The sequence below is a fragment of the Nocardia sp. NPDC050697 genome, assembly GCF_040654395.1.
GTDB lineage: Bacteria > Actinomycetota > Actinomycetes > Mycobacteriales > Mycobacteriaceae > Nocardia.
Window position 1 is genome coordinate 1,452,466 of the sequence record NZ_JBFAHY010000001.1, and the last position, 18,968, is coordinate 1,471,433.

Genomic DNA, 18,968 nt, shown 5'->3' on the forward strand with positions numbered 1-18,968 from the left:
GGGTTGATCACGCAGGTGACCGATATCGCACTCTCCGAGGCCCTGAAGGCCCACGTCGACGGCCCGATCTACGCCACCGTCGCCACCATCGGCCGGGACGGCCACCCGCACCTCACCGTGGTGTGGATCGACCGGGACGGCGACGACCTCGTCTACTCCACCACCGTGGACCGGGTACAGGCCAGGAACCTGAGCCGGGACCCGCGGGTGACGGTCATGATCAACCCGCCGGACCAGCCCTTCCTCTACGCCGAGGTGCGCGGCACCGCCACCCTCACCCCCGACCCCGAGCGCGCGCTGCCGGACCGGATGTCGCTGAAGTACACCGGCAAGCCGTACGCCGAGTTCAATCCGGCCGCGGTGCACGATGCCGAGCGCGTGGTGGTGCGGGTGACGCCGACCAAGGTCTCCGGGCGGCTCTGATTCACCGGCCCGGCACCGCCGCGCGCGGGTCGTGCCCGGCGAAGGCGAGCCCGATCACGAAACCCGCGGCCTCCTCGAGTTGCCTGGCCCGGTCCAGGCCGCCGAGCACCGCCGGGGTGGCGCCGGTGGCGCGCACCAGCGTCTCGGCGGTGCGCAGCGCGGCCGGGTCGTCGCCGCAGAGCGCCACCGTGACGGGGACCGGGCCGGTGCCCGCCCAGGTGTGCGCCGGGAACAGGTGGAATGCCTTCACCACGTGCGTGTCCGGCGCCGCGGCGGCGATCGACCGTGCCGCGGCGATGCCGGGCGGGAGTTCGAGGACGCCGACGCCGTGCGCCACCGGGTTGGTCGGGTCGAGGGCGGTGACACCGGCGGGCAATAGCGCCGCGACCTCGGCGGCGGCCGCCCACGGCACCGCGAGCAGTACCGCCTCGGCATCGGCCACCGCCTCGGCCGGGGTGCCCGGCCGCGCGCCGATTCGCTCCGCCGTCGCCGCGGCCCGGCCCCGGTCCCGCCCGCCCAGCCGCACGGTGTGCCCCGCGCGCACCCACCGATGTCCCAGCGCCGACGCGATAGCGCCGCTTCCCACGATTCCGATTCGCATGGCCGCCGACGGTAGTGAGTTCGATACGCACCAGCGGGCGCGTATCGGAGGCGGCATGATCCAGGGATGAACGAAGCCGGGCAGGTCGCGGATTGCCGGGTGCGGGCCGCCACCGATCTGCTGGCGCACACCTGGGACCCGGTGGTGCTGGCGGCGCTACACGCCGGGCCGCGGCGCAGGCGGGCGCTGCGCACCGGGATCGGCGGCATCAGCGACAAGGCGCTCACCGCCGCGCTCGGCAGGCTGCTGCGGCGCGGGCTGATCGAGCGCCACCGCTACGCCGAGGCGCCGCCCCGGGTGGACTACGCGCTCACCGCGCTCGGCCGCGGGCTGGTCGACGGGCCGCTGCGCGCGCTCGCCGCGTGGGCGCACGAGCACGGCGACGCCCTGCTCGCCGCCGAGGCTCAGGAGGCGTAGCCGCGCAGGATCACCCCGCGCAGCGCGGCCCGGTAGTCGGCGGTCTCCTCGGCGACCACCGGGCGCCGCCCGCCGGGCCAGCGGTGCAGCGCGTCGTCGATGCCCTCGTTCACCGCGTCCAGCACCCGCGGCGCCGGGATGCCCTGCTGGGCGCAGGTGCGCACCGCGCGCTCCAGCCGCTCCAGCGTCGGCATGCCCGATCTCTCCGCGACCTCGAGCAGCGTCAGCACGACGTGGAAGGCCGCGTGTGCCGCCGCGCGGGTGTCGCGTTCTCCGGTACCCCTTCGGTCCTCCACGCCGCTTCCTTCCTCGCCCACCGTCTCGTTTCCCTCGACCGTGCGGCGACAGACGGTAGCGGAGTGCACCGGGGCGGCGGGGGCGACCCGGGCGGGTCCTGTGCAATCCAGTTCCTACGCCCACGTATCTTGTGACCGGCCACAGTAGGCGTGAGTATGGGTTGCAGCAAATTCCCGAACCGACGGGTCGGGCCGGATCAGTACACCGGGACGGCGGTCTCCTCGGTGCCGGTGAACATGCGGTGCACGAGCGGGCGGGCCACCCTCGAGGTCATCACCCCCGCGGCGGCGCGGGCGAGCCGGGCGGTCGCCTTCGAGCCGGGCACCATGGCCCGGATGCCGCCGCCCGGCACCTGCTTGGCCCGCTCCAGGTACGGGGTGAGCACCCGCTCGGTGCGGGCCAGCGCGGCGGGGATGTCGTCCGGGGTGGCGGTGAGCTCGCCGCAGAGCACGTAGGCGCCGACGACGGCCATGGCGGTGCCCATGCCGGTGAGCGGGGAGCCGCAGTACCCGGCGTCGCCGAGCAGCGTCACCCGCCCGGCGGAGAGCGACGGCATGTCGACCCGCACCAGCTCGTCGAAGTAGAAGTCCGGCGTGTCGGGGAGCGCGGCCAGGATCTGCGGCGCGTGCCCGCTGACCCCGGTCAGCGCGCGCCGCACCAGCGCCCGCTGCGCCTCGGCGTCGCCGCGCAGCGCCTGGTCGGCGGGGGTGCGCAGCATGACGATCGCCTTGGCGGTGGCCGGGTCGGCGTCCGGGCGGATTCCGGCGGTGACGCCGACCGCCGGATGCAGGCTGAACCAGCCCGGCTCGGCGTCGGCCGGGGTGGGGATGGTGAAGAAGGACATGGCGCCGCCCAGGTGCGTGGTGTAGCGCTCCTCCGGGCCGAAGGCCAGCGCCCTGGTGGCCGAGTGCAGCCCGTCCGCGGCGACCACCAGGTCGTAGCGCGCGCGGCGCCCCGAGGCGAAGGTGACGTCGACGCCGGCGCCGTCGTCGTGCAGCGCCGCGATCGATTCGCCGTAGCGGTAGTCGGCGCGGTCGCCGAGCGCGCCGAGCAGCACGTCGTTCAGGTCACCCCTGGTGATCTCCAGGTCCGCCACCGGCCCCGCGCCGTCGAACATTTCCGCGGGCATACGGGCGTACACCTTGCGCTGCGCGTCCACATACGCCATGCCGCGCTCGTGCAGCCTGCGCTCGCGGATGGCGGGCAGCAGCCCCATCCGCTCCACCACCGCACGGCTCCGGCCACGCAGATCCACCGCCTGCCCGCCGGGCCGCGGGGCCGCCGCGCGCTCCACCACCGTCGGGCGAATTCCCTTCGCCGCCAACCCGAGCGCTAGCGCGTTCCCCGCGATACCGCCACCGCTGATCAGAACCTGCATGACCGACCTCTCCTGAAACGAACGTCTGAGACATATGTATAAACCGCGCTGGCACAGATGTCTAGAACAAATGTCTAAGACGCTGGTGTACGGTCTGGGCATGGGCAATCGGGAGGACCTGCTGGCCGGCGCGCGGCAGGTGATCGTGGAGCGCGGCGTGGCGAAGGCCACCGCCAGGGAGATCGCGGCCGCCGCCGGGGTCAGCCTCGCGGCCATCGGCTACCACTTCGGCTCCAAGGAGCAGCTGATCACCGAGGCGCTCAGCGACACGCTCGGCACCGCCATCGGCGACGCCATGGAGGATCGGATCCGCGAGGGTCGCGGCCGGACCCCGCTCGACGGCTTCGCCGCGGTCTGGAACGCCATGCCCGCCGCCTTCGCCGCCAACCGACCGGCCATGCTCGCCAGCGCCGAGAACCTGGTCCGGGTGGCCCGCTCCCCCGAGGCGCAGGAGCACTTCGAGGCCATGCTCGAGGGCGGCTACGACGACCTCGCCGACGCCCTGCGCGAGGCGCACCCCCAGCTCTCCGACGACCAGCTGCGGGCCGTCGCGGAGCTGCACTTCGTCTTCTCGCAGGGCCTCGGGCTGCTGTACACCATCGCCCCCGGCGCCCCGCTCCCCGACGGTGACCGGCTGGCCACCGCCATCGCGGCGCTAGCCGGGGTTCGTGATCCGCGCCAGCACGATGCCGCCGACGATCAGCGCGAGCGCGAGCACCCGGCCGAGGGTGAGCGGGTCGCGGTGCAGCACCACGCCGAGCCCGATGGCGCCGACCGCGCCGATGCCGGTGAAGGCGGCGTACGCGGTGCCGACCGGCAGCGTGCGCATGGCGAGTGAGAGCAGGTAAACGGCGCTCGCCGCCAGGACGAAGCAGAGCAGGGTCGGGAGCGGGCGGGTGAAATTCCTGGTCGGCTCGATGCTTTGCGACCAGGCCACCTCGACGAGTCCGGCGAGCCCGAGCAAGATCCACCCCGTCATGCCTGCTCCCGCCTCACATCTCTTGATGCGCATATCTAGGTATGGACATTCGGACAGCATGTCCGCTTGGTTCGCCAGCCTAGGCTCAAGCGGACATATTGTCCACTTGCTAGGCTGCCCGCATGGACCCCCGCGAGAATCTGCTGGCCGACCGGCCCGCCCCGGTGGCCGAACGCGCCGACGCCGCGCGCAACCGGGCGCGCGTCCTCGCCGCCGCCGGGCAGCTCTTCGGCTCCCGCGACCCGCGCACCGTCACCATGGACGACATCGCCAGGGCGGCCGGCGTCGGCCGCGGCACCCTCTACCGCCGCTACCCGGACACCGCCGCCATCGCCACCGCCCTGCTCGACGAGCACGAACGCGAACTCCAGGAGAAACTGCTCCGCGGCGCTCCCCCGCTCGGCCCCGGCGCCCCGCCCGCCGAGCGGCTCGCCGCCTTCTACGCCGCCATGGTCGAGCTGCTCGAGGGCCACGCCGACCTGGTGCTCGGCGCCGAGCATGGCGGCGCCCGGTTCGACACCGGCGCCTACGGCTTCTGGTCCGCGCACGTGCGCGCGCTGCTCGCCGAGGCCGGCGTTCCCGAACCGGAGGCCCTGGTCGATGTGGTACTGGCGCCGCTCGCCGCCGAGGTGTACCGCTACCAGCGCGCCCGCGGCGTGACACCGGACGCCATCGCCGCCGCGCTCGGCACCCTGGCCCGTGCGGCGATCGGCGGTTGACTCAGCTCTCTGCTCCGCTCGAACAGTGGGGGTGAACGGGCCCCGCGCCGGATTCGGCTCCGGCACCGTATCGGTGCCGCCGAAGAACCTGTGCCGCAGCGTGCCTCGCGCTGCGCGAGCCCACCCCTGCGCAACTCGGGGAGCACTGATGAAGGCGTTGCGCAGCAGCCCGGGTCGGCCGGGTCAGGCGGCGGCGATGCCGAGGCGCTCGCGCAGCGTGGTCTCGGCGTACTCGTGCCGGAACAGGCCGCGGCGGCGCAGGATCGGCACCACCTCGTCGACGAAGAGCTCCAGCCCGGCCGGGAAGGCATCCGGCATGAGGGTCAAGCCGTCAGCGGCACCGAGGGCGGCGAGGACGAGTTCGGCGGTGGCCGCGTGCTCGCCGTCGCCGTCGGCGTGGTCCCCAGAAGACCACCGGCTCGCCCTGTGGCGTGGTCGGCGTCGCGGAGCTCCGGCGCTGCATCCCTTCTCGCACCGCGATCGGAAGCGCCCGGGTAGCGGTCTGCTTATCGCGGCGAAACTCGACTCGGTCTCCGTTCCATCCCCGCATGCCTTGAACTGGACGTTCAGCCCACTTTACGGTGCCGGTCGGCACTATTTGCCGCATGTTTGCTTCTCCGTAGTCCCGGGAATGTTCGAAGAGCAATTTGTCCGTACCGACAGCGACGTGAGATGAGGACGAATGGACCGGAGAGGAAAGGCGGCACTGGCCGCCGGTGCGGCCGCGATTCTATTGCTCGGCGGCGCCGGTAGTCTGGCCTTCTGGCAGGACCGGACGGAATCCGGCGGCGGCACCATCACCGCGGGCGAGCTCGCGCTCAGCCCGTGCACCCCGATCGGGACGACTGGCTGGGAGGACATCACCGACGGCACCGCCACCTCGATCGACGTGGCCAGCTTCCGGATCGTGCCCGGCGACACCCTGCGCTACACCTGCACGACGACGGTCAGCGCCGACGGTGACAACCTGACCGCCACGCTCGCGGCCGACACGTCGCAGATGTTCGCCGCCGGAAGCGATCCCACGCTGCAGGCCCGGCTGGTGAACACCTCGCTCACCGCGACGAGCAGCAGCGGCACCGTGCTGCCGAACTCGCAGGTCACCGAGGCGAACGACGGGGAGACGCTGACCGTCGCCGCCCGGCTCACCTTCGATCCGACCACCCCGGACAAGGTCGCGCAGAACGCGAGCGTCACGCTGAACAAGGTGGCGATCACGCTCACGCAGAACACCAATCCCGCGCCCTGACCGAGGCCGGGATGCGACGGCTGCGGTGGTGGGCGATCGCCGGTGCGGCGCTGGTACTGCTGGCCTACGGGGTGGCCGAGCAGTCCGGCGCCTACTGGCGCGCCGAGTCGAAGATCGGCGGCGACATCATCCGCTCCGGCACGCTCGCGCTGCGCGTCGGCGGGGCGTCGAGCCAGGTGAGCAACTACGTCTTCGACGCGTTCGGCGGCACCGACCTGGCCCCGGCCGCGGTGGTGCAGAAGCCGCTCACCGTGCGCAATGCCGGTGACGTGACCATGTACTACCGGCTGCAGAACGTGCGGCAGAGCTCGGCGGCGCTGCCGCTCACGCTGCAGATCTGGCTGGTGGGCGCGGAATCCGGCTGCCCGGCGTCGGCCGCCCCCGGCGGGACCGCGCTCTACAGCGGGGCGATGGCGGGCGCCCAGGTGCCGGGCGCTCCGGCCTGGGCGCCGACGCTGGCGCCGGGCGCCAGCGCGGTGTGGTGCCTGCGCGGCACCGTCGGCGCGGCCGCCGTCCCGAACACCTCCACGACCGTGACCTTCGACTTCCTGGCGAGTTCATCGTGAACGCACACGCGGCGCCCGAGGCGCCCCCCGAGGAATCCACCGGCGCGGGCTGGTGGCTCAAATCCGTCCTCACCTGGGTGCTGCTCTTCGCCCTGGTCGGGCTGCTGGTGGTGACCATCGTGCTGCCGCTGGCCGTCGGCGGGCACCGGTTCACCATTCTCACCGGGTCCATGCGGCCGACCTATCCGCCGGGCACGCTGGTGGTGGTGCGGCCGGAGGAGCCGGTCGAGCTCGCGGTCGGCACCCCGATCACCTACCAGCTCCGCTCCGGGGCACCCGAGGTGGTGACGCATCGGATCGTGCAGATCCGGCGCAATGCCGACGGGGAGATCGGCTTCGTCACCCGCGGCGATGCCAATCCGGTGGACGACGAGCAGATCGTGCGCCCGGAGCAGATCCGCGGCGCGGTCTGGTACTCGATCCCGTACCTCGGGTACCTCAACAACTGGTTCTCCGGGTCGAAGCGGACCTACACCATCGCGGTGCTCATCGTGCTGCTCGGCGGGTACGCGCTGTTCGCGCTCGCCACCGACACCAGGGATCGGTTGCGGGCCAAGCGGGAGCGCCGGTGAGATACCTGGCCGCGCTGGGGAATCTGTGGGCGAGCGCGCGGGTGCGCGCGCTGCTGACGCTCGGCATCGTGCTCGGGCTCGGCACCGCGGGCACGCTAGCGGCGTGGAGCGACTCGGCCACCGCCACCTCCGGCACCTTCAGCATCGGCACCCTCGACCTGCGCGTCGACGGCACCAAGGAGCTCGCGCTGCCCGCGCTCGCGCTCACCGGCATGCTGCCCGGCGAGAGCGTCGCCGCGCAGCTCACCGCCCAGAACAGGGGGACGATCCCATTGACCTACACCATGGCCGCGAGTACTCCCGCGGGGAGCGCCGCGCTCGCCGGGTACCTGCAGATCTCCGTCTTCCCCGGTGGTTCGGCGAGCAACGCGACCGCAGGCGGCATGCGGACCGGGAGCTGTACCGGGACTCGGCTCGCGCAGGGCACCCTGAGCGCGGGCGGGTCGACGCCGCTGGTGACGACGGCGCGGCCGATCGCCGCGAGTACCGGCAGCGATCCGCTCTGCGTGGTGGCGCAGCTGACGACCGGGGCGCCGGTCGCGGTGCAGAACCAGTCGGTGGCGGCGGTGCGGTTCGCGTTCAGCGCGACCGCGGTGGGGCAATCGTGAACGGGGCGCCGCCGTGGCAGCGGAACAGGGGTCTCCCGGATGCGCCCGGGGAGCGGGCGGGGTCCGGGGAGCCGGTGGGGTCGTCGAACGGGTACGGGGGCGGGCCGGGAGCGCCGGACGGGGCTCCCGGGGCGTCCGGGAAGCACGGGCGACCCGAGTTGCGGACTCCGGCGCAGATCGCGCTGACGATCGGGGCGGTGGCGGGGACGTTCTGTCTGATCGCCGCCGCGGCGGCGCTGCTGTTCGGGATCAAACCCCTGCTGTTCCGGTCGGGGTCGATGGAGCCGGAGATCGGGCCGGGGGCGGTGGCGCTGGTGCGCACCGTCGACGCGACCGGGATCGAGCCCGGCGATGTGGTGTCGGTGCGCAATGCGGCGGGCGAGCGGCTCACGCACCGGGTGGTGGCGGTGGACTCGATCACCGGCAACAGCGCGACCTTCCGGATGAAGGGCGACGCCAACGAGTCCGAGGACGCCCAGCCCTACACCGTGACCGAGGCCGAGCGGGTCTTCGTGCACGTCGAGAAGCTCGGGTACGCGGTGGCCTGGCTGGCCAGCCCGCCCGCGGTCTTCCTCGGCGGCGCCTTCGCCGGGTTGCTCCTCGCCATCGCCTTCCTGCCCCGCCCGGTCCGCCCCGCCCCCGGCGGAGGCGGGAAGCACGCGGCGGCGCCGCTGCTCGTGGTGGCGGCGCTGGTGACCGCCACCGGGCTGGCCGGTGCGCCGGAGGCGCAGGCCGCGACGACCGACGCCGCGGCGGCGAACAGCGGGGCGTTCACCTCGCGCACCGAGTTCGTGCCGCGGATCAATCAGACATTCGGCAACGGGGCCTACGTCACCTGCAGCAAGCAGAGCGCCACCGGCCCCGACCCGGTCACGCTGACCTGGCGGCACCTCGGCGCCCCCTACCGCTACCGGCTGGTACTCCGCGACCTGAGTGGCACCGTCTGGCGCACCTGGGAGGTGACCACCGTCCCGGCCACAGCGGGCGGCACGGTGTCCTTCGTGATCACCGGCGCCGGGCTGCCCGGCCGGCTGGTGGCCTGGCAGTACGACCTCGAGGTGCACACCGTGCTGCCCGGCCCGCCCACGTCGTCGGGTGCGGCGAGCACCGCGTGGCGCGGAATCGGCGTGGTGCAGAACATCCTCGGTGCGCTGGTGTCGCCCGAGGACCTGGACTGCGGGGTGCTCCGCGGCGAGCAGAACGGCGCCCCCGCCTATGTGCCCGGCCCCGCCTCGGTCGCCTGTACCACCGCGGCTCCCCGGGCCACCCTCACCTGGCCGCACCTCGGCTCCCCCTACACCTACCAGCTGATCGTGCGCGATGGCACCAGCCGCAACATCATGCTGACCCGGCAGGTGACCACCGTCCCGGCGCAGGCCGGGCAGAGCGTCACGAGCACGATCGCCGTCGCCGACCTCGACCTCACCCAGCGCACCGGTGACGCCGCCGTCGCCGAGATCCGCACGCTCTCCGGTACCGCCACCTCGACCGAGTTCGCGCAGCAGAACCTGACCGTCACCACGACCGCGGTGGCCTGCCCGGTCGCGGGGCTGCGGGCGCAGTCCGCCCCGGCGAGCGGCACCACGACCACCGCCACCACCACCTCGGCCACCGCGCCGACGAGCGCCCCGGCCACCACCACCGCTCCGAGCACGGCTCCGCCCCCGGCCGCGGTCACCACCACGACGACTCCCGCATCGGAACCACCGGCCCCCGCCCCCACCACGACGACCACCACCCCGCCCCCGGCGCCCCGCGAACTCCCCCCGACGACCACCCCGTCCTCCACCACGACCACCCCGCCCTGACCGGCGCGGGTGGCGAGCAGACCGAACAGTGTGAAAGATGGCGGCCGTGAATCTCTCAGGTGTCGGAATTTGGAGCTCCCCGCTGCGCTACGGCGACCAGGTCGCGGCGGCGGAGGCCGCGGCCGAGCTGGAGGAGGCGGGTTTCACCGCGCTCTGGATCCCGGATGTCGGCGGCCCGGTCCTGGACGCGGTGGAGAATCTGCTGCGCGCCACCTCGACGACGGTGATCGCCACCGGCATCCTCAACCTCTGGATGCACGAGCCCGCCGACGTGGCCGCCGCCTACCACCGGCTCGCGGAGAGCTACGGTGACCGCTTCCTGCTCGGCATCGGGGTGAGCCACGCACCGCTCATCGACGCGAATTCCCCCGGCCGCTACCGCAAGCCGCTCGCCGCGACCACGGCCTTCCTGGACGGCCTCGACGCCGCCGAGCGCCCGGTCCCCGCCGACCGAAGGGTGCTGGCCGCGCTCGGCCCGAAGATGCTCACCCTGGCCGCCGAGCGCACCCGCGGCGCGCACCCCTACCTGGTGCTGCCCGAGCACACCCGCACCGCGCGCGAGGTACTCGGCGCCGGCCCGCTGCTGGCCCCGGAGCAGACCGTCGTCCTCACCACCGATGCCGCCGAGGCGCGCGAGATCGGCACCCCCTGGCTGCGCGGCTACCTCTCCATGCCGAACTACGCCAACAACCTGCTGCGCTCCGGCTTCACCGCGGAGGACATCGCCACCGTCAGCGACCGGCTCTTCGACGCCGTCATCGCCTGGGGCGACGAAGAAGCCGTGCTGCGCCGGATCGCCGAGCACCGCGAAGCCGGGGCCGACCACGTCTGCGTCCAGGTGCTCCGCGCCGACCAGCGCGCCCTCCCCCGCGAGGAGTGGCGCCGGATCGCGGCCGCGCTGCGCTGATCGGCGCGGGTGCGGTGGGCCCGGGCGCGCGCGAGGCCGACGGCCCGGCGCGAGCCCGACCCGGAGTGCCCTGCCGCAACTCCGGCCCGGACGCGCCCATACTGGGTCTCCGCACCCAGAATCCACGGAGGCCAACCCCATGATCGTCGCCGGACTCGTCCTGGCCGGAATCGCCGCGGCGATCCACGTCTACATCTTCCAGCTGGAGTCGCTGGCCTGGACCGCGCCGCGCACGCGGGCCATCTTCGGGGTGAATGCCCAGGACGCGGAGATCACCAAGCCGCTCGCCTTCAACCAGGGCTTCTACAACCTCTTCCTGGCGATCCTGGTCGCGGCCGGGATCGTCGCCGTCGCGCTCGACCACCGGACGGTCGGCGCCACACTGGTCTTCGCCGGCGCGGGCAGCATGGTCGCGGCCGGGCTGGTGCTGCTGCTCTCCGACCCGGGCAAGCTGCGGCCCGCGCTGATCCAGCTGGTCGCGCCGCTGCTCGGCATCGTGATCCTCGCCATCGGGCTGGCCGCCTGAGTTTCGGCGGCCGCAACCGGGAAACGCCCGCGGTAACCGAACCGAAGGAGGGGTGCGCCGTGCCCGAGACCAGCGCCCGTGAACGGATCGTCGTCGTCGGCAGCGGATTCGCCGGGTTCACCTGTGCGAGCGAGCTGTGCGGGCGGGTCGCGAAGTCGGGCCGCGATATCGAGATCGTGCTGGTGACCCCGCAGGACTACATGCTCTACACGCCGCTGCTGCCGGATGTGGCGGGCGGGCTGATCGACCCCCGCTTCGTGGCGATTCCGCTGGCCGACGCGGTACCGAAGGTCACCTTGGTGGTGGCGAGCGCGGAAGCGGTCGATCTGGCGGCCCGCACCATCACCGTCACCAGCGAGCACCACCCGCCGCGCACGCTCTCCTGGGACCGCCTCGTCCTCACCCCCGGCTCGGTGACCCGGCTCTTCGACGTGCCGGGGCTGCACGAGCACGCCCGCGGCCTCAAGACCGTGGCCGAGGCGCTCTACCTGCGCGAACAGCTGCTGCGGCAGCTGGAGCTGGCCGACCGGGAGGAGGACGAGGCGGTGCGCAGGGCCCGCCGCACCGTCGTCGTGGTCGGCGCCTCCTACGCCGGCACCGAGCTGATCGCCCAGCTCCGCGCGCTCGCCGACGACTACGCGCGGCGCCGCGGCATCGACCGCGCGGAGCTCCGCTTCCTGCTGCTCGACACCGCGAAGCAGGTCATGCCGGAGGTCGGCGCCGCGCTCGGCGAGAAGGTGCTGCACGAGCTGCGCGGCCGCGGCATCGAGATCCGGCTGGAGACCTCGCTGCGCGAACTCACCGCTGACCGGGTGGTGCTCACCGACGGCACCGAGGTGCCGACGCACACCGTCGCCTGGGTGACCGGCGTGACCGGCGCCCCCGTGCTGGAGACGCTCGGGCTGCCGCTGGAGCGCGGCAGGCTGGTGGTCGACGCCGAGCTGCGGGTGCCCGGCCACCCGTCGGTCTTCGCCGGTGGCGACGCCGCCGCCGTGCCCGACCTCACCAAGCCGGGCGAGATCACCCCGCCCACCGCCCAGCACGCCTCCCGGCAGGGGAAGACGCTGGCCCGCAATGTCGCCGCCAGCCTCGGCATCGGCACCTTCGCGCCGTACCGGCACCGCGACCTCGGGCTGGTCGTCGATCTCGGCCCGCGCTTCGCCGTCGCCAACCCGCTCGGCATCCCGCTCTCCGGGCTGCTCGCCAAGGCGGTGACCCGCGCCTACCACACCCTCGCGGTGCCGCGCGCGGTCAATCGCTGGGCCATCGTCATGACCTACCTGACCAATACCGTCACCCAGCGCCCGCTGGCGCTGCTCGGCCTTGTCAGCCCCGAGGAGGCGAGTTTCGCTCGCGCGGAGGGGATTGCGGAGCGGTGAGCCGCTCGGGGCCGGGTCAGTCCTTCCGGCTCCCCTTCCAGTCGCCGAACGGCTCGTCCCGCTCCCGCACGGCCTCGCGGAACCCGGCGGTGGCGGCGCGCAGCTGGAAGGCGTACCCCTCGCGGGTGTGCCGGGAGATGCCGTCGAAGACGGTGCTGACCATGCCGGAGTTCGCGACGCCCTGCGCGAGCAGCGAACTGGTGAGCGCGAGCTTCGCCATGACCAGCTGGTTCAGCGGCATGCGGGCGATCCGGGCGACGAAATCCTCGGTGCGGGCGTCGAGTTCGGCGGCGGGCCAGGATTCCACGGCGAGCCCCCACTCGGCGGCCTGCGCGCCGGTGAGCGAGTCACCGGTGAAGAGCAGCCGCTTGGCGCGCTGGTCGCCGAGGCGGTGCGCCCACATGCCCGCGGCGGGGATGCCCCAGACCCGGGTGGGCGGGTAGCCGATGCGGGTGTCGTCGGCGCAGACGATCTGGTCGGCGTAGAGCGCGATATCGGTGCCGCCCGCGATGGCGAAGCCGTGCAGCTTCGCGACGGTCGGCTTGTTGGCGTGCAGCAGGCTGGCGAAGCCGCGGTTGAAGCGGCTCATCATCTGGTAGTCGAGCACCGGGTCCCAGGTGCCCCAGGGGTTGTGGTTGCGCGCCTGCACCATCGGGTCGAGCGCGGTGCCGAGGGTGGAGTCCGGGTCGCCGGGGGTGCCGGACTGCTCGGCGAAGAGCGACAGGTCGTAGCCGCCGCAGAAGCCCTTGCCCCGGCCGGAGACCAGGATGACGTGCACCGCCGGGTCCAGGTCGGCGCGCTCGACGGCGTGCGCCAGGTCGAGCGGGGTGTCCGGGGTGATGGCGTTGCCGTGCTCGGGGCGGTCGAAGGTGATGCGCGCGATGCGGCCGGTGACCTCGTAGGTGAGGGTGGCGTAGCGATGCTCGCGCACCGGCTCCGGGCGGCCCGCGTAGGGCGAGTCCGCGCCCGCGGCGGCGTCCTCGTACCAGGCGGCGGGGCGGGTGCCCGCGTGGTTCTCGTAATCCGGCATGGGGTTCCCCTCTCAGACGGTCCGCCACCGAACCTAGCCCAGGGGTTGCCGGGTGCGGCGGAGCCGGTCCGGCTCCGCCGCGCGCGCTCACTCCAGGTTCGCGTCCCCGGTGGCCGCGGCCTGCTTCGCCTTCTCCAGTTCACCCTTCAGCCGCTCCACGGTGGCGGTGTCACCGAGGTTGTCCGCGGTGGTGATGTCCTGGTTCAGCTGGGCGATGGTGTCCTCGTCCGGCATGCGCCTGCTCCTCTCGGTTCGGGTGTTCCCTGGGCGGGGTGTCCGGTTTCGGCGGCCGGAAACCGGCGGCGGACGCCACGGGTTGGCCCCGGCGGCACGGGGTAGCCGTCGCACCATGGACTCTTCTACGACCGCGCGCGACGTCGTCCGGTACGGGCTGGCCGGTGGCATGGTCTTCGCCGGGCTCAGCCACCTCTTCTGGGGCCGGGAGACCTTCCGCGCCCAGGTGCCCAGCTGGACGCCGCTGGACGAGGACGGGGTGGTGATGGCCTCCGGCGGGGTGGAGCTCACGCTCGGCACGCTGCTCGCCGTGAGTTCGCGGGACCGGGCGCGCTTCGGCAAGCTGCTGGCGCTGTTCTTCGTCGCGGTCTTCCCGGGCAATTTCGCCCAGTACACGAACAAGCGGGACGGCTTCGGCCTGGACACCGACCGGAAGCGGCTGATCCGGCTGTTCTTCCAGCCGGTGCTGATCGGACTCGCGCTGTGGAGCACCTCGACGCCGCGGCGCTGATTGCCGGATATTCGCCGAGTCCGGGTCTACGCTGAGATCCCGACTCGTCGAGGAGGGTGCCGTGGACCGTCCGCACAGCTCCGGGCTGCTCGACCGCTTCGTGGAATCCCCGCTGGCCGGGCTGGCGCCGTGGATCGTGATGTCGCTGTTCAACGGCCCCGGCCGCTTCGAGGAGGCGGTGGCGGCGGCGTTCGGATTCGCGCTGCTGGTCTTCGTGGCCGGGCGGCGGCGCCGCACCTCGGTGAAGTTGCTGGAGCTGTTCGACCTGGCCTTCTTCGGGACGCTGGCGGTGATCGGGATCCTGGCCTCGCCCGGCGCCATCGAGTGGCTGGCGCTCTGGGCCGGGGAGATCTCGAATATCGCGCTGGCGCTCTTCGCGCTCGGCTCGCTGCTCGGGCGGGTGCCGTTCACGCTGCAGTACGCGCGCGAGCAGACGCCGCGCGAGTACTGGGAGTCGCCGCTCTTCCTGCGGGTGAACTACGCGATCACCGGGGTGTGGGCCGCCGCCTTCGGGGTGAACGCGCTGCTCGGCTTCCTCGCCGACGGGGTGCTGCACGACCCGGACGACTTCTGGACCGGCTGGGTGCTGCAGATCGGCAGCACGCTCTTCGCCATCGCCTTCACCGAGTGGTACCCGGAGTACGCGCCGAACCGGGCGGCGCAGGCGGCGGGCGAGCCCACCGACCCGCCTCGGCCGGTGGCCCGGCTGCTGGACTGGTTCCCGCCCTACCTGATCGGCGTCGGCGTGGCCGGGCTGATCACCGACGGCACGCAGGCGGCGGCCGGGATCGGGCTGATCGTGGCCGGGGTCGCCGGGGGCGCGGTGCTGCGCCGGGCCGCGCCCGCCGGGGTTCCCGCGCCCCGGCGAAAACTGGACTAGGAGTCCCGGCGCGCCCCGTCCGAGGGGACGACGGTGAACTGCGTCGGGGGCGCGAAACCCCGCGCCGCGAAAGCCTTCTCGATCTCGGCGGAGAGGGCGGGCACGGCATCCGCCGGGGCGAGGGCGATGGCGGCGCCACCGAATCCGCCGCCGGTCATGCGCGCCCCCACCGCGCCCGCGGCGCGCGCCGCTGCCACCGCGACGTCCAGCTCGGGGACCGAGATCTCGAAGTCGTCGCGCATGGAGACGTGCGAGGCGTCCAGCAGCGGGCCGATGGCGGCGGCGCCCTCGGCGCGCAGGGTGCGCACGGTGTCGAGCACCCGCTGGTCCTCGGTCACCACGTGCTTCACCCGGCGGAAGGTGACGTCGTCGAGCAGCTCCCGCGCCCGATCGAGGTCGGCGACCTCGAGATCGCGCAGCGCGCGGACGCCGAGCGCGGCGGCGCCCGCCTCGCAGGAGGCCCGGCGCTCGCGGTAGCCGCCGGTGGCGTGCTCGTGCCTGACCCCGGTGTCGATGACGCGCAGCACCAGCCCGGCCTCGGCGAAGCCGAGCGGCACCACCTCGGCGGCGAGCGAGCGGCAGTCCAGGAAGACGGCGGCGTCGAGCTCTCCGAGCAGCGCGGCGGACTGGTCCATGATGCCGGTGGGGGCGCCGACGGCGTCGTTCTCGGCGCGCTGCCCCACCTTCGCGAGCGTCTCCCGGGAGAGCTCGAGCCCCCACAGCTCGGTCAGCGCCAGCGCCACCGCGCTCTCGATCGCCGCCGAGGAGGAGAGCCCGGCGCCGACCGGGACGGTGGAGTCGATGGCGAGGTCGGCGCCGGGCAGCGCGGCCAGGTCGGCGCCGAATTCGCCGAGCGCCCAGGCGACGCCGAGCGGGTAGGCGGACCAGCCGCGCAGCTCGCCGCCGGCGTGCGCGCGCGCCAGCCCGGCCACCGGCAGCTCGACCGCCCCGGCGCCGAAGGTGCTCACCACCCGCAGCACCCCGTCGGCGCGCGGCGCGGCCGCGACCTCGGTGCGCCGGTCGATGGCGAACGGGAGCACGAAGCCCTCGTTGTAGTCGGTGTGCTCGCCGATGAGGTTGACCCGGCCGGGCGCCGACCACACCCCGGCGGCATCGCCCCCGGTCAGCTCGCGGAACAGCGCGCGGGCGCTCATGCCAGCGCCGCGCGGATCCGGGCCGCCGCGGTCTCCGGCGGGATGTCGCCGATCCAGGCCCCCATGGCCGCCTCCGATCCCGCCGGGTACTTGAGCTTGTCCACGCCGCGGCGCGGCGAGGTGAGCTGCAGGTGCAGCCGCAGCGCGTCCCGGCCGACCCGGACCGGCGCCTGGTGCCAGGCGGCGATGTAGGGCGTCGGGGTGCCGTAGAGCGCGTCGATGCCGCGCAGCAGCCGCGGCAGCAGCACCGCCAGCTCGGTGCGCTCGGCGGCGTCGGTGCCGGCGAAATCGGGGACGTGCCGGTGCGGCAGCAGGTGCACCTCGATGGGCCAGCGCGCCGCGAAGGGGACGAAGGCGGTCCAGTGCTCGCCGGTGAACACCACCCGCGGCCCGGAGCGCTCGAAGTCGAGGAGCTCGCCGAAGAAGCCGGGGCCGAGCCGCTCGGCGGTGTCGAGCAGCCGGGCGGTGCGCGGGGTGACGAAGGGGTAGGCGTAGATCTGGCCGTGCGGGTGGTGCAGCGTCACCCCGATGGCCTCGCCGCGGTTCTCGAACGGGAAGACCTGCTGGATGCCGGGGAGCGCGGAGAGCTCGGCGGTGCGGTCGGCCCACGCCTCGATCACGGTGCGCACCCGGCTGGTGCCGAGCGTGCCGAGCGAGCCCTGCTGCTCCGGGCTGAAGCACACCACCTCGCAGCGGCCGACGGCGGCGAGTTCCCGGCCGAAGCCGAGCTCGGCGAGGTCGGCCAGGCCGGTGGGCGCGCCGGTGGCCAGCGGGGGCAGCGCGGGGCCGAAGGCGGGTGAGCGGTTCTCGAAGACGGCCACGTCGTAGACGTCGGGGATCTCGGAGGGGTTGAGCGGGGTCTGCGGGGCGAGCGGGTCGCGGTCCGACGGCGGCAGGACCACCCGGTTCTGCCTGGCCGCGGCGATCGAGATCCACTCCCCGGTGAGCACGTCGAGCCGCATGGCGGCGGTGCCGGGTCGCGGCTCCAGCGTCCTGGCGTCGATCCGGCGCTCCGGGCCGAGCCGGGTGTCGGCGTCGTCGAAGTAGATCAGCTCGCGGCCGTCGGCGAGCCGCGCCTGCCGCTTGACGATTCCGGATGCCACCGCCCCACGATAGCCAGGGATTCTCCCCGTAGGCTCACGACGTGCTCGAATCCGCTATCACCGCCACCGGAGTGGCGATCGCGCTGGAGTCGGGCGGGGTGCGCGCCGAGATCGGCACCGTGGCCGCGGTCCTCCGCTCGCTGACCGTCGACGGCACCGCCGTCACCGAGCCGGTGCCCGCCACCGCGCCGCCGCCGCAGGGCTGCGGCCTGGTGCTGGTGCCGTGGCCGAACCGGGTGCGCGACGGCCGCTGGACCCTGGACGGCGCCGTCCAGCAGCTCGACCTCACCGAACCGGCCCGCGGCAATGCCATCCACGGCCTGCTGCGCAATACCGACTACACCGTGCTCGAGCGCACCGCCGACGCGGTGACGCTCGGTGCGCTGATCCCGCCGCAGCACGGCTGGCCCTTCCTGCTCGACACCCGGGTGCGGTACGCGCTGCGCCCGGACGGCCTCGCGGTGACGCACGGCGTGCTGAACCGCTCCGAGCGCACGGCCCCGTGGGCGGTCGGCGCGCACCCCTACCTGCGGGTCGGCGCGCACCCGATCGAGGAGCTGGCGCTCACGCTGCACGCGGGCACCCGGTTCGAGGCAGACGACCGGATGAACCCGGTGGCCGAGCACCCGGTGGCGGGCACGCCGTTCGACCTGCGCGGCGGCGTGCGGGTCGGGGAGCTCGACCTGGACACCGCCTTCGGCGCGGTGCGGCCGGTGGACGGCGCCGCGGCCCGGCTGACCGCGCCGGACGGCGCCGCCGTCGAGCTGCTGCAGGGCCCGGACTGGGGCTACGCGCAGGTCTTCACGCCGCGGATCTTCCCGCGCGACGGGGTGCGCGGGCTCGCGGTGGCGGTGGAGCCGATGACCGCGCCGCCGGACGCGCTGAACTCCGGCCGCGGCCTGGTCTGGCTGGCGCCGGGCGCGCGCGCCGAGCGCAGCTGGGGGCTGCGCTACACCCCGGCGAGCGGGTCGCGGTAGCGAAGGCAGCGCTGCGCTACACCGCGGCGGGCGGGTCGCGGTAGCGGCGCGGGGCGCTGCGCTCCCAGGCCGCGCCCCAGGCGGCGTAGCGGTGCCGGTCGAGGAGCAGCGCGACCGCCCGCACCAGCAGCCAGCCGAGCCCGGCGGCGGCGGAGAGCACCAGCACGCCGGTGCCGATCCCGCCGATCGGGGCGGCGTCCGGGCTGCGCGGCGCGAGCACCGGCCGGTTCGCGGGGTCGAGCCAGAGCGTGACCCGGTCGCCCGCCGACGCGGCCCGCGGCACCGCGGCCTCGGCGGTGCCGGAGCGGCCGCTCTCGTCCCAGCGCACGGTGGCCCGGACGGTGTAGGGCGCCACCTCGGCGGGCTCGGTCACCACGGTGGCCTGCACCGCGGTCCTGGTCTCCCGCTCGATCCGGATGCGTGCCGCGTCGGCGGCGGCCACCTCGGTGCCGAGGCTCCAGGCCAGCGGGACGGTGAGCAGCACGGCGGCCACCACGACCAGCCGGAGCACCGCCTCGGCGCGGTCCAGCGGGCGCAGCAGCGGGCTCGGATGCCACGGCCGCATCCACCCGAACCGGACGGGCCGTCCCCCACCGTGGGAAAGCGCGGACATGGAGCACCCTTCACTCGACGATCGCCGCCCTATCGAG

Annotated in this window: 23 protein-coding genes and 2 pseudogenes; 15 read left to right on the forward strand and 10 right to left on the reverse strand. The window is 73.9% G+C overall.

Annotated elements, in window-relative coordinates:
* The first annotated feature begins 15 nt into the window (after positions 1 to 15).
* Entirely contained in the window at positions 16 to 423 is a 408-nt protein-coding gene (locus AB0H71_RS07285; RefSeq protein WP_357015914.1) for a PPOX class F420-dependent oxidoreductase, read from the forward strand.
* Between the two features lies 1 nt (position 424).
* Here the strand turns inward: AB0H71_RS07285 and AB0H71_RS07290 are convergent, their stop codons facing one another.
* Positions 425 to 1,024, reverse strand: a complete 600-nt coding sequence (locus tag AB0H71_RS07290; protein WP_357015917.1) for an NAD(P)-binding domain-containing protein — start codon at positions 1,022 to 1,024, stop codon at positions 425 to 427.
* A gap of 66 nt (positions 1,025 to 1,090) precedes the next feature.
* Here AB0H71_RS07290 and AB0H71_RS07295 point away from each other — a divergent pair, with 66 nt between their 5' ends.
* The gene (locus tag AB0H71_RS07295) at positions 1,091 to 1,441 is read left to right on the forward strand and encodes a helix-turn-helix domain-containing protein (protein WP_357015920.1); all 351 of its coding nucleotides are present in this window, start codon (positions 1,091 to 1,093) and stop codon (positions 1,439 to 1,441) included.
* Here AB0H71_RS07295 and AB0H71_RS07300 read toward each other — a convergent pair.
* Together AB0H71_RS07300 and AB0H71_RS07305 are read right to left on the reverse strand one after the other, a co-directional pair.
* Positions 1,429 to 1,737 carry a hypothetical protein gene (locus AB0H71_RS07300; protein ID WP_357015923.1) on the reverse strand — a complete coding sequence of 103 codons (309 nt, stop codon included), beginning with the start codon at positions 1,735 to 1,737 and terminating at the stop codon, positions 1,429 to 1,431. The genes AB0H71_RS07295 and AB0H71_RS07300 overlap by 13 nt on opposite strands.
* 197 nt (positions 1,738 to 1,934) lie before the next feature.
* The gene (locus tag AB0H71_RS07305; RefSeq protein WP_357015926.1) at positions 1,935 to 3,116 is read right to left on the reverse strand and encodes an FAD-dependent monooxygenase; all 1,182 of its coding nucleotides are present in this window, start codon (positions 3,114 to 3,116) and stop codon (positions 1,935 to 1,937) included.
* A 100-nt stretch (positions 3,117 to 3,216) separates the two neighbouring features.
* Between AB0H71_RS07305 and AB0H71_RS07310 the strand changes: the two genes are divergently transcribed.
* Positions 3,217 to 3,954: a TetR family transcriptional regulator gene (locus AB0H71_RS07310; protein ID WP_357015929.1), complete on the forward strand. Its 738-nt coding sequence runs from the start codon at positions 3,217 to 3,219 to the stop codon at positions 3,952 to 3,954.
* Here AB0H71_RS07310 and AB0H71_RS07315 read toward each other — a convergent pair.
* Positions 3,874 to 4,155: pseudogene (locus AB0H71_RS07315) on the reverse strand (SMR family transporter); the annotation flags it as partial. The gene AB0H71_RS07310 and the pseudogene AB0H71_RS07315 overlap by 81 nt on opposite strands.
* 62 nt (positions 4,156 to 4,217) lie before the next feature.
* Here AB0H71_RS07315 and AB0H71_RS07320 point away from each other — a divergent pair.
* A complete protein-coding gene (locus AB0H71_RS07320; protein ID WP_357015931.1) occupies positions 4,218 to 4,814 on the forward strand; it encodes a helix-turn-helix domain-containing protein in 597 nt (198 codons plus the stop codon).
* Between the two features lie 183 nt (positions 4,815 to 4,997).
* Here the strand turns inward: AB0H71_RS07320 and AB0H71_RS07325 are convergent.
* Positions 4,998 to 5,162, reverse strand: a pseudogene (locus AB0H71_RS07325) (nitrilotriacetate monooxygenase); the annotation flags it as partial.
* Positions 5,163 to 5,496: 334 nt separating this feature from the next.
* Between AB0H71_RS07325 and AB0H71_RS07330 the strand changes: the two are divergent.
* The 8 genes from AB0H71_RS07330 to AB0H71_RS07365 all read left to right on the forward strand — a co-directional run bounded on the left by AB0H71_RS07330 (position 5,497) and on the right by AB0H71_RS07365 (position 12,429).
* Positions 5,497 to 6,063, forward strand: coding sequence for an alternate-type signal peptide domain-containing protein (locus tag AB0H71_RS07330; RefSeq protein WP_357015934.1), 567 nt, complete (start codon positions 5,497 to 5,499; stop codon positions 6,061 to 6,063).
* Positions 6,064 to 6,074: 11 nt separating this feature from the next.
* Positions 6,075 to 6,629: a hypothetical protein gene (locus tag AB0H71_RS07335; RefSeq protein WP_357015936.1), complete on the forward strand. Its 555-nt coding sequence runs from the start codon at positions 6,075 to 6,077 to the stop codon at positions 6,627 to 6,629.
* A complete protein-coding gene (locus AB0H71_RS07340) occupies positions 6,626 to 7,201 on the forward strand; it encodes a signal peptidase I (protein WP_357015939.1) in 576 nt (191 codons plus the stop codon). The genes AB0H71_RS07335 and AB0H71_RS07340 overlap by 4 nt, the downstream gene beginning before the upstream one ends.
* Positions 7,198 to 7,809, forward strand: coding sequence for a TasA family protein (locus AB0H71_RS07345; protein WP_357015942.1), 612 nt, complete (start codon positions 7,198 to 7,200; stop codon positions 7,807 to 7,809). Before AB0H71_RS07340 ends, AB0H71_RS07345 begins: the two co-directional genes overlap by 4 nt.
* 197 nt (positions 7,810 to 8,006) lie before the next feature.
* Positions 8,007 to 9,617 (forward strand): S24/S26 family peptidase, encoded by a 1,611-nt coding sequence (locus AB0H71_RS07350; RefSeq protein ID WP_357015945.1) that lies wholly within the window; start codon positions 8,007 to 8,009, stop codon positions 9,615 to 9,617.
* A gap of 46 nt (positions 9,618 to 9,663) precedes the next feature.
* The gene (locus tag AB0H71_RS07355) at positions 9,664 to 10,524 is read left to right on the forward strand and encodes an LLM class F420-dependent oxidoreductase (protein ID WP_357015947.1); all 861 of its coding nucleotides are present in this window, start codon (positions 9,664 to 9,666) and stop codon (positions 10,522 to 10,524) included.
* Between the two features lie 139 nt (positions 10,525 to 10,663).
* Complete coding sequence (locus AB0H71_RS07360) at positions 10,664 to 11,050, forward strand: DUF1304 domain-containing protein (protein WP_357015949.1); 387 nt, start codon at positions 10,664 to 10,666, stop codon at positions 11,048 to 11,050.
* A gap of 59 nt (positions 11,051 to 11,109) precedes the next feature.
* Positions 11,110 to 12,429 carry an FAD-dependent oxidoreductase gene (locus tag AB0H71_RS07365; protein ID WP_357015951.1) on the forward strand — a complete coding sequence of 440 codons (1,320 nt, stop codon included), beginning with the start codon at positions 11,110 to 11,112 and terminating at the stop codon, positions 12,427 to 12,429.
* A 16-nt stretch (positions 12,430 to 12,445) separates the two neighbouring features.
* On the opposite strand, the gene AB0H71_RS07370 is transcribed toward AB0H71_RS07365, so the two are convergent.
* Positions 12,446 to 13,459, reverse strand: a complete 1,014-nt coding sequence (locus AB0H71_RS07370) for a crotonase/enoyl-CoA hydratase family protein (RefSeq protein WP_357015953.1) — start codon at positions 13,457 to 13,459, stop codon at positions 12,446 to 12,448.
* Positions 13,460 to 13,546: 87 nt separating this feature from the next.
* Complete coding sequence (locus AB0H71_RS07375) at positions 13,547 to 13,693, reverse strand: hypothetical protein (protein ID WP_357015957.1); 147 nt, start codon at positions 13,691 to 13,693, stop codon at positions 13,547 to 13,549.
* Positions 13,694 to 13,808: 115 nt separating this feature from the next.
* On the opposite strand from AB0H71_RS07375, the gene AB0H71_RS07380 reads away from it, so the two are divergent.
* Both AB0H71_RS07380 and AB0H71_RS07385 read left to right on the forward strand, forming a co-directional pair.
* A complete protein-coding gene (locus AB0H71_RS07380) occupies positions 13,809 to 14,204 on the forward strand; it encodes a hypothetical protein (RefSeq protein WP_357015960.1) in 396 nt (131 codons plus the stop codon).
* Positions 14,205 to 14,265: 61 nt separating this feature from the next.
* A complete protein-coding gene (locus AB0H71_RS07385; RefSeq protein ID WP_357015963.1) occupies positions 14,266 to 15,084 on the forward strand; it encodes a hypothetical protein in 819 nt (272 codons plus the stop codon).
* Here AB0H71_RS07385 and galK read toward each other — a convergent pair.
* Together galK and galT are read right to left on the reverse strand one after the other, a co-directional pair.
* Positions 15,081 to 16,238 carry a galactokinase gene (galK, locus tag AB0H71_RS07390; RefSeq protein ID WP_357015965.1) on the reverse strand — a complete coding sequence of 386 codons (1,158 nt, stop codon included), beginning with the start codon at positions 16,236 to 16,238 and terminating at the stop codon, positions 15,081 to 15,083. The genes AB0H71_RS07385 and galK overlap by 4 nt on opposite strands.
* Positions 16,235 to 17,341, reverse strand: coding sequence for a galactose-1-phosphate uridylyltransferase (gene galT / locus AB0H71_RS07395; RefSeq protein ID WP_357015968.1), 1,107 nt, complete (start codon positions 17,339 to 17,341; stop codon positions 16,235 to 16,237). Before galT ends, galK begins: the two co-directional genes overlap by 4 nt.
* Positions 17,342 to 17,382: 41 nt before the next feature.
* Here galT and AB0H71_RS07400 point away from each other — a divergent pair, with 41 nt between their 5' ends.
* Positions 17,383 to 18,318, forward strand: coding sequence for an aldose 1-epimerase family protein (locus AB0H71_RS07400; RefSeq protein ID WP_357015971.1), 936 nt, complete (start codon positions 17,383 to 17,385; stop codon positions 18,316 to 18,318).
* A 16-nt stretch (positions 18,319 to 18,334) separates the two neighbouring features.
* On the opposite strand, the gene AB0H71_RS07405 is transcribed toward AB0H71_RS07400, so the two are convergent.
* Positions 18,335 to 18,931, reverse strand: coding sequence for a hypothetical protein (locus AB0H71_RS07405; RefSeq protein ID WP_357015973.1), 597 nt, complete (start codon positions 18,929 to 18,931; stop codon positions 18,335 to 18,337).
* Positions 18,932 to 18,968 lie beyond the last annotated feature (37 nt).